Source organism: Caloranaerobacter sp. TR13, from assembly GCF_001316435.1.
In the GTDB taxonomy this organism is placed as follows: Bacteria; Bacillota; Clostridia; order Tissierellales; family Thermohalobacteraceae; genus Caloranaerobacter.
The window spans coordinates 1-13675 of sequence record NZ_JXLL01000024.1 but is presented as its reverse complement, the minus strand read 5'-3'; the positions used below and the strand labels follow the sequence as shown (position 1 = coordinate 13675).

General features: G+C 31.7%; 18 protein-coding genes, 1 tRNA gene and 1 riboswitch. Of the genes, 14 read left to right on the top strand and 5 right to left on the bottom strand.

Translation table 11 applies throughout. The annotated features are described in order from the left end of the window. Positions 1-77, bottom strand: a tRNA-Pro gene (locus TR13x_RS10330). A gap of 636 nt (positions 78-713) precedes the next feature. On the opposite strand from TR13x_RS10330, the gene TR13x_RS10325 reads away from it, so the two are divergent. From TR13x_RS10325 to TR13x_RS10985, 14 genes are all read left to right on the top strand, one after another. After that, positions 714-1187 carry a small multi-drug export protein gene (locus TR13x_RS10325; RefSeq protein WP_054871858.1) on the top strand — a complete coding sequence of 158 codons (474 nt, stop codon included), beginning with the start codon at positions 714-716 and terminating at the stop codon, positions 1185-1187. 359 nt (positions 1188-1546) lie between these two features. Continuing rightward, positions 1547-1653: riboswitch (SAM riboswitch) on the top strand. Between the two features lie 171 nt (positions 1654-1824). Further along, positions 1825-3012, top strand: a complete 1188-nt coding sequence (gene metK / locus TR13x_RS10320) for a methionine adenosyltransferase (RefSeq protein WP_054871857.1) — start codon at positions 1825-1827, stop codon at positions 3010-3012. Between the two features lie 243 nt (positions 3013-3255). Beyond that, positions 3256-4179 (top strand): aspartate carbamoyltransferase, encoded by a 924-nt coding sequence (pyrB, locus tag TR13x_RS10315; RefSeq protein ID WP_054871856.1) that lies wholly within the window; start codon positions 3256-3258, stop codon positions 4177-4179. Continuing rightward, positions 4172-4594: an aspartate carbamoyltransferase regulatory subunit gene (locus TR13x_RS10310; protein ID WP_054871855.1), complete on the top strand. Its 423-nt coding sequence runs from the start codon at positions 4172-4174 to the stop codon at positions 4592-4594. The genes pyrB and TR13x_RS10310 overlap by 8 nt, the downstream gene beginning before the upstream one ends. 9 nt (positions 4595-4603) lie before the next feature. Further along, positions 4604-5767: a dihydroorotase gene (locus TR13x_RS10305; RefSeq protein ID WP_054871854.1), complete on the top strand. Its 1164-nt coding sequence runs from the start codon at positions 4604-4606 to the stop codon at positions 5765-5767. Beyond that, the gene (gene pyrF, locus TR13x_RS10300) at positions 5754-6611 is read left to right on the top strand and encodes an orotidine-5'-phosphate decarboxylase (protein ID WP_054871853.1); all 858 of its coding nucleotides are present in this window, start codon (positions 5754-5756) and stop codon (positions 6609-6611) included. Before TR13x_RS10305 ends, pyrF begins: the two co-directional genes overlap by 14 nt. Next, positions 6599-7306 carry a dihydroorotate dehydrogenase electron transfer subunit gene (locus tag TR13x_RS10295; protein WP_054871852.1) on the top strand — a complete coding sequence of 236 codons (708 nt, stop codon included), beginning with the start codon at positions 6599-6601 and terminating at the stop codon, positions 7304-7306. Before pyrF ends, TR13x_RS10295 begins: the two co-directional genes overlap by 13 nt. Beyond that, complete coding sequence (locus TR13x_RS10290) at positions 7299-8201, top strand: dihydroorotate dehydrogenase (RefSeq protein WP_054871851.1); 903 nt, start codon at positions 7299-7301, stop codon at positions 8199-8201. The genes TR13x_RS10295 and TR13x_RS10290 overlap by 8 nt, the downstream gene beginning before the upstream one ends. 190 nt (positions 8202-8391) lie before the next feature. Next, positions 8392-8973: an orotate phosphoribosyltransferase gene (pyrE, locus tag TR13x_RS10285; protein WP_054871850.1), complete on the top strand. Its 582-nt coding sequence runs from the start codon at positions 8392-8394 to the stop codon at positions 8971-8973. 50 nt (positions 8974-9023) lie between these two features. Then, positions 9024-9341, top strand: coding sequence for a hypothetical protein (locus TR13x_RS10280; RefSeq protein ID WP_054871849.1), 318 nt, complete (start codon positions 9024-9026; stop codon positions 9339-9341). 181 nt (positions 9342-9522) lie between these two features. Beyond that, the gene (locus tag TR13x_RS10275; protein ID WP_054871848.1) at positions 9523-10095 is read left to right on the top strand and encodes an RNA polymerase sigma factor; all 573 of its coding nucleotides are present in this window, start codon (positions 9523-9525) and stop codon (positions 10093-10095) included. Between the two features lie 38 nt (positions 10096-10133). Beyond that, entirely contained in the window at positions 10134-10361 is a 228-nt protein-coding gene (locus TR13x_RS10270) for a DUF1659 domain-containing protein (RefSeq protein ID WP_054871847.1), read from the top strand. A gap of 37 nt (positions 10362-10398) precedes the next feature. Beyond that, positions 10399-10620, top strand: coding sequence for a DUF2922 domain-containing protein (locus TR13x_RS10265; RefSeq protein WP_054871846.1), 222 nt, complete (start codon positions 10399-10401; stop codon positions 10618-10620). Between the two features lie 184 nt (positions 10621-10804). Beyond that, a complete protein-coding gene (locus TR13x_RS10985) occupies positions 10805-10948 on the top strand; it encodes a YvrJ family protein (RefSeq protein ID WP_082394861.1) in 144 nt (47 codons plus the stop codon). A 56-nt stretch (positions 10949-11004) separates the two neighbouring features. On the opposite strand, the gene TR13x_RS10260 is transcribed toward TR13x_RS10985, so the two are convergent. The 4 genes from TR13x_RS10260 to TR13x_RS11180 form a co-directional block, all read right to left on the bottom strand. Continuing rightward, complete coding sequence (locus tag TR13x_RS10260) at positions 11005-11232, bottom strand: hypothetical protein (RefSeq protein ID WP_054871845.1); 228 nt, start codon at positions 11230-11232, stop codon at positions 11005-11007. A gap of 10 nt (positions 11233-11242) precedes the next feature. Beyond that, the gene (locus TR13x_RS10255) at positions 11243-12109 is read right to left on the bottom strand and encodes a hypothetical protein (RefSeq protein WP_054871844.1); all 867 of its coding nucleotides are present in this window, start codon (positions 12107-12109) and stop codon (positions 11243-11245) included. A 228-nt stretch (positions 12110-12337) separates the two neighbouring features. Beyond that, on the bottom strand, positions 12338-13222 hold the full coding sequence (locus TR13x_RS10250; RefSeq protein ID WP_054871843.1) for a hypothetical protein: 885 nt from the start codon (positions 13220-13222) through the stop codon (positions 12338-12340). Between the two features lie 59 nt (positions 13223-13281). After that, complete coding sequence (locus TR13x_RS11180) at positions 13282-13440, bottom strand: hypothetical protein (protein ID WP_161802942.1); 159 nt, start codon at positions 13438-13440, stop codon at positions 13282-13284. Between the last annotated feature and the right edge of the window lie 235 nt (positions 13441-13675).

Below are 13675 nucleotides of genomic sequence, written 5' to 3'. Positions count from 1 at the left end.
TGGTCGGGGTGGAGGGACTCGAACCCCCGGCCCCATGGTCCCAAACCACGTGCGCTACCAAACTGCGCCACACCCCGTTAACTTGTCACGAATGTTATTTTAAAACATATTGAGTTAACTTGCAATACTGTTAACAACTAATTAATTAAAATTATATTAGAAATTCTAATTAATTCTTAGTTTTTCTTTATAATTCATAGGAAATTATAATAAAATCTTATAAGAATAAAATCTTCGATTTAAATAAATTATTAGAAATGTTTTGCTTTTATCTATGAACGTAAATTTTGTTTAAAACTATAGTCACATTATATAATATTATTCTGTAGCCCACTGTAATTACATTATATAACATTATTCTGTAGCCCACATTTAAATGTGGGCTACAGCTCAGCGAGTATAAATATACTCCTAATGAAAAGACAGATAACTAATGTAGAATCGAAAAAAATATTTCTATTTTCTTATTGATGCTATATAATTTATATAGTTGGGTGCTGGGTACTAGGTACTGGGTGCTGGATTGAGGGAACAGGGGACAGGGGACAGGGGACAGGGAATAGGGAATAATGTAGAAAAAAACAGTTGTCTTTCGGTGCTCGCAGTTCGTCGTTCGAAATACAAACGGCGAACTACAAATGAGAGTTCGAAAAACAAGAAACTAAAAGCGAATAGTGAACGATGAATAACGAATAATGAACGGGGTGATGTATATGTTAGTGCAAACTTTAAAAGTTTTGAAGGATGAACTTATTGTAATGCTTGTTGCTGCTGCGCCTATTTTTGAATTAAGAGGAGCTATACCACTCGGAATAGCAATGGGATTTACCCCTTTACATAGTACAGTATTAAGTATTATAGGTAATTTAATACCTGTACCTTTTTTGCTTAAGTTATTAAATCCTTTATTCGATTATTTTGGAAGGACAAAGATGTTTGGTAAAATTGTTAACTGGATTAAGCAAAGGACTTTAAAAAGAAGTAAAAAAGTTGAGAAATACAGTGTCTTAGGATTATTTCTTTTAGTAGCAATACCATTACCATCTACTGGTGCTTGGACTGGATGTGTAGCAGCAACTTTATTTAATATAGATTTCAAATATTCTTTTCCAGCAATTGTGGCAGGTGTATTTACAGCTGGATTAATAGTTTTTATTTTAAGTAGTCAAGTTATTAGCTTCTTGTAGATAATTGGGGACTAGGTGCTAGATATAAAAAAGAAGACAGGGAACAGAGGACAGGGGACGGGGAACAGGGGATAGAAATAAGGGAACAGAGAATAGGGGACAGGGATAAAAAATTCAAAATAGAAAATGTAAAATTAGATTATAGTCGATGGTCAGTAGTTGATAGACTAAAAACTGTTGACCAAAAAATGAATATAGAAAGACCAATAATAGAATTTGTAGCAGAGAATTAATTCTCTGCTACTTATGAATAGTTAACATCAAATGACGAATTTTGAATATAAATGACAAAAAAATTGTTGACTTAGTTTGTAAGCTATGATATTATACTTTGAGGACAATTTAATAAAAATCTTGATACCTTATCAAGAGTGGTGGAGGGAATGGGCCCTGTGAAACCCGGCAACCGGTAATTAAAGTTACACGGTGCTAAGTCCCACAGAATGTAGATTCTGAAAGATGAGGTTATATCAGAAAATTACCTCTTCCTTTTGGAAGGGGATTTTTTTATATGAACATAAAAAACTAACAATTGCTAATAATAACCATATAAACTCTATCTATACTTAATGTTGAATTTAATATTTAACATTTAAAATTTAAAATTAAAAATTCATTTAGCATGGGAGGTATGAAGATGAGAAAATGGTTATTTACTTCAGAATCAGTTACTGAAGGACATCCTGATAAAATCTGTGACCAAATTTCAGATGCAGTGCTTGACGCTATATTAAAATCTGACCCAGAAGCAAGAGTAGCATGTGAAACATCAGTTACTACAGGTTTAGTTTTAGTATCAGGAGAGATTACAACTAAGTGTTACGTAGATATACCAAAAATCGTAAGAAAGACTATAGAAGATATTGGCTATACTAGAGCTAAGTATGGTTTTGACTGCGATACTTGTGCAGTTTTAACTTCTATTGATGAGCAGTCTCCTGATATTGCTATGGGAGTTAATGAAGCATTAGAACACAGAGAAGAAACAAATGATGAACTTGACTTAATTGGTGCTGGAGACCAAGGTATAATGTTTGGTTTTGCTTGCAATGAAACACCAGAACTTATGCCACTTCCAATATCATTAGCACACAAATTAGCAAGAAGATTATCAGAAGTTAGAAAGAATGGTACTTTAGATTACTTAAGACCAGATGGTAAAACTCAAGTTACAGTTGAATATCATGATGATAAACCTGTAAGAATAGATGCAATAGTTATTTCTACTCAACACAGCCCAGAGATAGATTTAAAAACTATTGAAAGAGATTTAAGGGAACATGTAATAAGAAAAGTTATACCAAGTAAATACTTAGATAGTGAGACAAAATACTATATCAACCCAACTGGTAGATTCGTAATAGGTGGACCTCAAGGAGATGCTGGTTTAACAGGAAGAAAGATTATTGTTGATACTTATGGTGGATATGCTCGTCATGGTGGTGGAGCATTCTCAGGAAAGGATCCTACTAAAGTTGATAGATCAGCTGCATATGCTGCGAGATATGTTGCAAAAAATATAGTTGCTGCTGGATTAGCAGATAAATGTGAAGTTCAACTTGCATATGCTATAGGTGTTGCTCATCCAGTTTCAATACTTGTAGATACATTTGGAACAGGTAAGATAGAAGAAAGCAAAATTGAAGAATTAGTTAAGAAACATTTTGACTTAAGACCTGCAGCTATTATAAGAGATTTAGACTTAAGAAGACCGATTTATAGACAAGTAGCTGCATACGGACATTTTGGAAGAACAGATCTAGATTTACCATGGGAGAAGACAGACAAGGCTGATATATTAAGAAAAGAAGGTTTAGGTGAATAATATTTTAAATATCCTTGACATATAACCTTGTTCATAGTAAAATGATTGAAAGACAAAGTATCTTTAACCTAGTCCAGAGAGGCTAGGAAGGTATGAAATAGTGATGTTTGTGTATATATAGCATGACTTTAATTTGTTGTGCCTATATGAATATAAATGTGCTTATAACCTTCCTCGTCTCGATGAGGAAGGTTTTTTGTTACCTTTAATATAGTCCAGTGAGGCTAAAAAGGAGGAGATAAAATGTTAAAAGGAAGACATTTAATTGAACCAAACGATTTTACTATTAATGAGCTAGATGAAATATTTGCTCTAGCAGAAGACATAATTAAAAAACCAGATGCTTATTCAGACATTTGTAGAGGGAAGTTATTAGCAACACTTTTCTATGAACCTTCTACAAGAACTAAATTCAGCTTTGAAGCAGCGATGCTGAGATTAGGTGGAAATGTAATCGGCTTTTCAGAGGCAAAATCAACTTCGGTATCAAAGGGAGAAAGTATTGCAGATACTATTAGAACTATCGGATGTTATGCAGATATAGCTGTAATGAGACATCCTAAAGAAGGTGCTCCAAAACTTGCTTCAAAATATTCAAACATTCCAGTCATAAATGCAGGTGATGGAGGACATCAGCATCCAACCCAAACTCTTACCGATCTTCTTACTATTAAACATCTCAAAAAAAGCATTTCTAATCATACAATAGGACTTTGTGGCGATTTAAAATTCGGTAGGACAGTGCATTCTCTTGTAAAAGCATTATCCAGATACGAAAATATAAAGTTTATTTTTATATCCCCACCTGAATTACAAATTCCCCAATATATCAAGGACGAATTAAAAGGGCATGAATATTATGAAACTTCTAATCTAGAAGATGTGATAGGTAAATTAGATATATTGTATATGACTAGAGTTCAGCGAGAAAGATTTATCAGCGAAGAAGAATATTTAAGACTAAAGGATAGTTACATTCTTACATTAGAAAAATTAAAAAGTGCAAAAAAGGATATGATAATAATGCATCCGCTTCCAAGAGTGAACGAAATAGCTATGGAAGTAGATAATGACGTAAGAGCTGTATATTTCAAGCAGGCTAAGTTTGGAATGTTCGTGAGAATGGCACTACTTATAAAATTATTGGGGGTTGAGATGTATGCTTAATATAGATGCGATAAAAAAAGGTATAGTAATAGACCATATAAAAGCTGGATGTGGATATAAGATATTTAAAGAATTAGGGCTTCACAAAGCAGATTATACAGTAGCTTTAATTAAAAACGTATCATCTAACAAACTTGGGAAGAAGGATTTAATAAAGATAGAAAATGAAATAGATTTAGATTTAACAATTTTAGGATTAATAGATCCAGATATAACAATAAACATAATAGAAGATGAGAAGATAAAAGAGAAAATAAAATTAAGTTTACCAAAGACAGTAAAGGGAATACTAAAATGTAAGAATCCTAGATGTGTAACAACTATTGAAAAAATCGAAGATGTTGAGTTTACTTTGGTAGATGAAAATACAAAAGAATATAAGTGTGAATACTGCGATGCTAAAACTTCTCTGTAGGTGATAAAAATGAATATTCTTATCAACAATGTAAAGATAGTTGATGCAAAAAGAGCTTTCCATGGTTCTATATTAATAGAGAACGGGTTTATTAAAAGGATGTTTAAGGCAGATGAAGATGTAAATATATCAAATGACACTGAAATAATAGAGGGTAAAGGTCTTGTACTTTTACCCTCATTTGTAGACATGCACTGCCACCTAAGAGATCCAGGTTATCTATATAAGGAAGATTTAGAAAGTGGTCAGAAAGCGGCGTTAAAGGGTGGATATACTACACTTTGCACTATGGCAAATACAAAACCTGTTTGTGATAATACTTTAGTCTTAGAGTATATACTCGATAAGAGCAAAAAATTAGATTTATGCGATATTATACAGGTTTCTGCTTTAACTAGAAATCTAGAAGGAAAAGAATTCGTTAACTTTGAAGAGATGTTAAGACATACAAGATTGTTTTCGGATGATGGAAATACTATTTTTAACGAAGAAGTAATGAAAAAGGCTTTAATACTTTCAAATAAGCTAAATTTTAGAGTACTAACTCACTGTCAGCCAGAATTTGAGATTGTAAAAAGAGATTTAGGTCTTTTAAAAGAAGTAGGAGGCAATCTTCATATATGCCATATAAGTCTTGAAAAGACCTTAGGCTTAATTAAAGAATTTAAGGATACAAATCTCAAATTTACCTGCGAGGTAACACCACATCATATATTTGGATACGAAGTAGATTATAGAGTAAATCCTAGTTTTAGAAAAAAAGAAGATGTAAAAAGCTTAATAGAAGGTATAAAACAGGGGTATATTGATGTCATTGCTACAGACCATGCACCGCATAGTCTGGAGGATAAACAAAATGGAGCTCCTGGAATTTCTTTAATAGAAGTGGCGTTTTCTATGGTGTATAAGGTGTTTCATGAAAATGGTATTTCACTAAACAAACTATCTGAGCTTATGTCTTACAATCCTGCTAGAATATTAAACCTAAACTGTGGACTTATAGAGGAAGGTTATGAGGCTAATTTAGTGTTAGTAGATTTAGATGAAGAATATCAAATAGATACAGATAATTTTATATCTAAGGGTAAAAACAATCCATTTAATGGAGAAAAAGTTTTAGGGAAGGTGAAGATGACTTTTAAGAGAGGGAGCGTTAAGTATGATAATAGATAAATTATATGAAGAGGTTTTGAAAAATGGGCCGGTTTGTGTTGGATTAGATACTAGAATTGAATATTTGCCTGAATATTTGTTAAGCAGTACTAAAACACTTGAAGAAAAAATATTTGAATTTAATAGAAAGATAATAGATGCTACCTATGATTTAGTGGCATGCTATAAGGTGCAGATTGCATGCTATGAGACTTTTGGTATAGAAGGGTTAAAGGCATACAGTAGGACACTTAAATATATAAGAGAAAAGGGAAAAGTAGTAATAGCGGATATTAAGAGGGGAGATATACTATCTACTGCCCAAATGTATGCAAAAGCACATTTTGAAGGGGATTTTGAAGCTGATTTCATTACAGTGAACCCATATATGGGGTTAGATGCAATAAGTCCATATTTTAAGTACCTTAGTACAGGTGAAAAAGGACTTTTTGTACTGATAAGGACTTCTAATAAAAGCTCGAAGGATTTTCAAGAGCTAGAGGTAAACGCTAAACCTCTTTACTTGAAGGTAGCTGAAAATGTGCAGAAATGGGGAGAAAATTTTATTGGAAAGAGCGGTTTTAGTTTGATAGGTGGAGTTGTAGGACTTACCTTTCCTAAAGAGTTTTTAGAGATAAAAAAGTTAAGCGGCAATATGTTTTTCTTAATACCTGGTTATGGAGCGCAGGGAGGTACTGGAGAAGATTTAAAAGAGATTTTTAGAGAAAAGATGTGCGGAGTAGTAAATTCATCAAGGGGGATAATTAAAGCTCATAAAGGCATTGATGAAGGGAAGAGCTTCAATGAATTTGCCAGAAAACAGGTTATAAAGATGAAGGAGGATATTTTAAGTTGGCAAGAGTAATTTCGAATGAGCGTATTCGGCAGGACATATTCGTTCTAAGGGTAGAAGGAAAGTTTGAAGGTAAAATGAGCCAGTTCTACATGGTAAGAGCATGGGGCAAATTTCCTGTACTTTCGAGACCTTTAAGTATTCATGATATAGGTGAAGATTATATTGAGTTTCTATATAGAGTGCAAGGACAGGGGACTAATATTTTGAGTAAGTTAAAACCATCAGATGAAATAAGCTTAGAAGGTCCTTATGGCAACGGGTTTCCTTTAGTTAAAGGTAAAATAGCACTGGTTGGTGGTGGAATAGGTATAGCTCCATTATATTTGACAGCAAAAAAGTTAAGTGAAAATAAAGGTGTAGACTTGCTTGATATATACATGGGTTTTAGAAACGAGGCTATCTTAAAGGAAAAGTACGAGAAATTCGCAGACAATATCTATATTAATGTGGATGGATTTATAACTGATGAAATAGATATTAAAAAATATGACTATATATTTACTTGCGGACCTGAAATTATGATGAAAAAGATTGTTGATACGGCGAAAGAGTATCATACTAAAGTGTATGTTTCAATCGAAAAGAGAATGGCATGTGGAGTTGGAGCGTGTTTAGTATGTACTTGTAAGACTAAATCAGGGAATAAGAGAACTTGTAAGGACGGGCCTGTTTTTCTTGGAGAGGATGTGGTATTTGATGTGTAATCTTAAAGTTAAATTTAAAGAGGTTGAATTTAAAAATCCTATAATAATGGCTTCTGGAACTTTTGGTTTTGGTAGGGAATATGGTGAAATTTATGATATAGAAAAGTTAGGCGGAATATGTACTAAAGGATTGACTTTAAACAAAAGGGAAGGGAATGACGGAATAAGAATTTGGGAGACTCCTTCAGGAATCATGAATAGCGTTGGGCTTCAAAACCCTGGAGTGATGGGATTTATTGAAAGTGAACTAGATTTTTTGAGAAAACTAGATTTAGTTACTATAGTGAATATTGGTGGTAAATCGTTAGATGAATATATTGAAGCTGTTTCAATAATTTCTAAGGAAGATGTGGATATGATTGAACTGAACATATCATGTCCAAACGTTAAGGAAGGTGGAATGGCTTTTGGAATAAAAGAAGAAAGCGCAAGAAAGACTGTAAGAGAGATTAGAAAAGTTACTAGATTACCTTTAATAGTAAAGCTCTCTCCAAATGCAGAGGATATTGTAAGAATAGCTAAAGTATGTGAAGAAGAAGGAGCAGATGGAATATCGCTTGTTAATACATTTAAGGCAATGGCTATAGATATAAGAAAAAGAAAGCCGGTGTTTAAAAATGTTTATGCTGGACTTTCAGGGCCTGCAATAAAACCTATAGCTTTAAGGATGGTACATGAGGTCTGTAAAAACGTATCGATACCTGTTATGGGGATGGGGGGAATTACAGACTGGAAAGATGCGATTGAGTTTATTATGGCTGGTGCTACTTGCATACAAATTGGAACGGCAAATTTCATGAATCCAAAAGTAGGTATAGAAATACTTGAAGGAATCGAGAGATTTATGAAAGAAGAAGGAATAAAGTCTATAGAGGAGATTAGGGGAATTATTTAGGTACTAGGTACTGGAATTAGAGAACAGGGAATAGAGAACAGGGGGCAGGGAACTGTCGCCTGTACCTTGGTAACTGTACCCTAGTAGTGGAGAATTAATTCTCCGCTACTATTCTGGAAACTGACAACTTTATTCATCCTGTTCTCTGTTCTCTGGCAACTGGTAACTGATAAAAATGGGAGGCTTGCGTATGGAAGAGAAAAAAATAATTGAGATTTTAAAAGAGTGTGATGCGTTATTAGAAGGACATTTCTTATTATCATCAGGTAAACATAGTGATAAATATGTTCAATGTGCCAAAGTTTTAAGATATCCAAACTTTGCTGAAAAGGTTTTGAAGGTGGTAGTAGATAAAGTGAAGAATTTGGAGATAGATAAAGTTGTAGGGCCTGCAATGGGTGGGGTAATAGTTTCATACGAAATAGGCAGACAGTTAGGTAAAGAAGCAATTTTTACAGAAAGAAAAGATGGTGTAATGCAGCTAAGAAGAGGTTTTGAGATAAATAAAGGAGATAAAATATTAATAACAGAAGATGTTGTAACTACCGGAAAGTCTAGCTTGGAAGTAAAAGATATAATTGAAGAATTTGGTGGAGAAGTTATTGGAATAGCTTGTATAGTAGATAGGAGAGAGAATAATATAGATTTAGGACTGCCTATTTTTAGTGCAGTAAAATTAGATATAAAAACTTATGATAAAAAGGAATGTCCTCTTTGCATGAAGGACTTACCTATTGAAAAACCGGGAAGCAGAGAAAAAGTAACATTATAAGCTTAAATTCATATCATAATAATATACCCCATAAAAAGAGGGTGATTATTATGATAATGTTTATAATTACTATAATAGTATACGTATTTTTTGTTTATGGAGTGGTTGTATTTATAAAGAACTTATATGTAGACTATGTTTGTAGATATGTGGATAAAAGAAATACAACTATCAAGGTGCTTGTGGAGAATGAAGCTGATGTAGGATACTTATTAGATACTCTAAAGGACGATTTTGACCGTATTATATTTGTTTTAAAAGAAGAAAACGATGAAATAATAAAAGCAATTGAAGCAATTTCAAAAGACTATAATGTGGATTATGAAGTACTTGTTAATATTGAGAATATAGAGGAAGTCACAGATTGACTTTCTCTTTTTCTTTTTTGCCTTGCCTTTTGTCACCTGTTCCCTGTTCTCTATCGTCTATTTTTAGTTCAACTCGTTCAATGAAAATGAACTAGTCATAAATTTTAAAATTAGCAGCATCAAGATACTATATATTTGCCGGTAAGAAAGATGGGGCGCCCCTCTAAATTGGAGGGAGCTTATGTATAATGAAATAAATAATTTGCTTGATGCTGCTCAAAAAGGAGATATAGCAGCGAAGGAAATACTACTATTTAAACTAAAGCCAATAGTATTATCCTCTATTAAAAGGTATTTTAACAAGGCAGATTTATATGATGATTTAATTCAAGAGGGATACGAAATAATCTTAAGAGCTTTAAAAGATTACGATAAGGATAAAGGAGTACATTTTTTAGGGTATGTAAAGGCGATGCTTAAGTTCCATTATTTAAATAATAGCAGGAAGAATAAAGAATATATTTCATTAAATCAAATGATAAGTTCAAAAGATGATAGTTTAGAACTTATTGACTTAATTGCTGATGAAAACTTATTGCAAGATGAAGTTATTATAAAAAATGAAGAAACATTAAACTTATTAAAAGCTTTAGATAAGCTTACTAAAAGACAAAAAGAGGTAATTACTATGTATTATATTCAAGATGTTTCTTTAAAGGAGATAAGTAAGAGACTTAATATAAGCTATAGGACTGCTGTAAATATCAAAACCTCTGCGATAAAGAAATTAAGAAAATTCATAGTAAATTTTTAGCCTTTCTTCTATATAAGGAGTAGAAGGGAGGTGAGAGGATGGCAGTGAACGCAGTAACTAAGGATTCAAAAATTAAACTAAATTTAGATGGTGGAATAGACCAGAATGGTAAGCAGATAGTAAAATCTAAAACTTATTCTAAGGTTAAAGGTGCTGCAACAAATGAAGATGTTTACTCAGTAGCAATAGCTTTAACAGGTTTACAGAAGTTGCCTGTAGTGTCTATAAGGAGAATTGATGAAGTTGAGTTAGTAGAAAGTATCTAGGGGATTTAATTTATTCTAACAAGAAGGAGGTGTGGTGATGGCGAATAGTAGATTAGAGATGATTTTTAAAAATCAGTTAGATAAGAGGACAACTATTTCTATTGATAATCCAAGAGATGATTTAACAGATATGGAAGTATCTACTGCTATGAATGAGATAATACTTAAAAATATTTTTAATTCTTCAGGTGGAGACCTTGTAGCTATAGCAGGCGCTAGAATAGTTACTACAAACGTTCAAGAGTTAAATATAGCTTAGATGACATGACACAGGGGGACGGTTCTCCACACAGGGGGACGGTTCTCCTGTGTCATTTCTAGTTACCAGTTCTCTGCTACCTATTCCCTGTCCCCTGTTCTCTGTCTTCTGTCCCTTAATCCAAGTACCCAGTATCCAGTATCAAGTACCCAGTACCTAGTACTTATTTCAAAGGAGGTGTAATATGGAAGATTTGTATGCTCAAATTGCTAATCTTGGTTTTCCAATAGCAGTTTCCATATATCTATTAGTTAGAATAGAGGGTAAACTAGATAGATTAACCGAGAGCATAAATGAGCTTGCAAAAGCTATAATTTCAATTAAATGACACAAAGAGACGGTTCTGTTGTTTTCTTTTGGACACACTAGAACCGTTCCTCTGTGTCATTCGCCACTTACTATATCTGCACTAAAACCTATGGTAGTACTGCATGTATTACTAACTATTCTTCTTATTGAAAAGTGAAGAGTATCTTTAGAATTCCTCCCGTTATATTCACTAGCGACTTCACCTCTATCAATATATCCATCATATTGACTAGTAACCGAACCAAAATAATGAATATGAGGAGTAAGATCAAAATAGTTTATTGTAACACCATCAAAGAACACAAAACAATTACTAATTTAAAGACTTCACAAGCTCTAATATTATCTTATCATTTACTACCGGAGAATAAATAGCAGTTGGTAATATTGTAAACTTGTTTTTATTATTTATCTCATAGTACAAAAATGGTCGTAAAGAAATAAATTTAGGATTATTATCATTAACTCCACTAACAAATTCAAACTGAAATACCTTTGTTTCTCCTGGTTCTACATATGGTTCTTCATCTAAGTATTCTGTCATATTGAAATCTTTACCTATCTTTGTTATCGTTTTAACCGGTATTTTTAACTGAAAATCTAGATTTTTAATATATATTTTCTCTTGAGTATTATTTAATATCTCTACTCTATACCAATCAAAATATCCGCTAATAAAAGTTTTCTTACCTAAATCCAAGTCTTTAGGCTTAAATCCTTTTTTTATATCAATAACCCATTTCCCTATGTCATATATTTTTTGCTGGTTATTAGAGTCTATCATCCTTAACTTGTTAATAATATATCTCCCTGGTTTCATTTTTGGCAATCTTAATCCAAGAGTATATAATGAATACTTTTCCCCCTTTGGCCCTGGGAAATAGTTTGCAGAAGTTACAGTAATCTCTCCTTTATCTGAAATTAAAATATACTTCTTATATGATTGTTCGTTTTCTTGTGCTATTGAATGAACTTGAATTATTGACAATTGTATATATGGTTCTTCTCCCTCAAAATATCCGTGATATGAATCCCATTTCATAAAATACACACCATCTGCAGGCCAATTATCATTAATACCTTCTTCTACTTGATTTTTATCGCTAATATCACAACCAATAGTAAAAGTAATAACCAACAAAAAAATAAAAAGGATGTTTAACAGCCTAAAATTACTCAAAGCGCTCACCACCTTTAATTTAAAGTAAGGCCTAAGAACAAAGCTAGCTTTTCAAACACATGAAAGGCCGGCTCTCTTTCTTTATATTCTTTTATAATCTTATTTGAAAGCCATAATCTCAATTAAATGATACAAAGGGATGGTTTTGTTGTTTTTTTTGGACACACTAGAACCGTCCCTCTGTATTTTCTATAGATTCTTAAAATTTTATAATTTAATAAACAAAGTTTAATGTACTTCTTTATTTGACTTAAATCTTATTTCAATACATGGATATTTAGAATCATATAAATTAAATGTTTTTACATTAAAAAATTTAGATGGTTCTTTTAAATTAATTTTAATGTAACTATTATTAAATTTCTCATGAAATTCTATAGAGTTAAAGTAATAATTTCCTTTAAGATTTTCTAATTTTTGTTTATATAATTTACTATTTATTTTTGTATTCTTAAAGCAAATAATAAGTTGATTAGTTTCTTTATTATAATCTATTTCTGTAGGTGGTACATCTAAAAAATCTGCATAAAATATAGATTCAAAACCTTCTTGCGGTTCAAACACAATTTGTATTCCATTTAAAGTAGTTTCTATTTCAGCAATAACTTCATTCACTTTACTTCCAAGAAAAACCCTTTTATTAATTGGGAAATCTATATCTTTATACTCTGCAATAAAATCATAGTTACAATTAATATTTTCAGTACTTCTTATGCAATGTATTTCAAATGGTACAGTCCTTAAAGTGCTTTCTGAATGTTTTCCATTTGCTAATAACACTATATAATTTTCATTTATTACTTTATACGATTCAATAAAGTAAGCATTGGTAGGTAAAATATCTCTATCTCCTGATTTTAAATTAATAAATTCAAATCTATTTGCTAAAGTAGGGATTTGACTTTCAACTAAAATATAATCTGTGTTATTTCTTTTAATTTTAGTTAAATTGACTATTTTCCAGTCTGAAGCATCATATTCTTTTTTTATTTCTTCTATTGTTAATAAATTCTTATCGTTATCTTGTATGTTATTAGCTTTTTTATCGTTATTTATTGTACAGCCTGAAATTAGAAATAAAGACATAATAATTGCAAATAGTTTAATTTTCATAATAAAATCCCCTTTCGAAAAACTTGCAAAACAAACAGAAATTAAATTTTTTCAATTTACTATGTAATTTTTTGCTTTCTTTCTTTACTAAATTCTATAGCACTTTCTAGCTGTTTAAGGGCTTTTTCTTCTTCTCTAATTTTTAAATAATATTTATAGAACTCAAATAGTGTTGTTGGTAATTTATCTAAAACTTGGACTTGTCTTACTATTTTCAATATAACTTAGCTGTGTTTTTAAAACATAGTATTCTCTAGTTTTCTTAATGACATGTTTTTCTCTTTTCCTAACTTTCTTATCTTTTCTCCTAACGTTAGTATTTCCATACTTATCTCTCCTATTTGCACTTAGTTCCATTTATTGACTATCATATTTAACTTTATTGTAATACAATTTCTATTATTTGTAAATAATGTTTATTTAGTGCTTTTGTACTATTGTTTGCTATTTAAG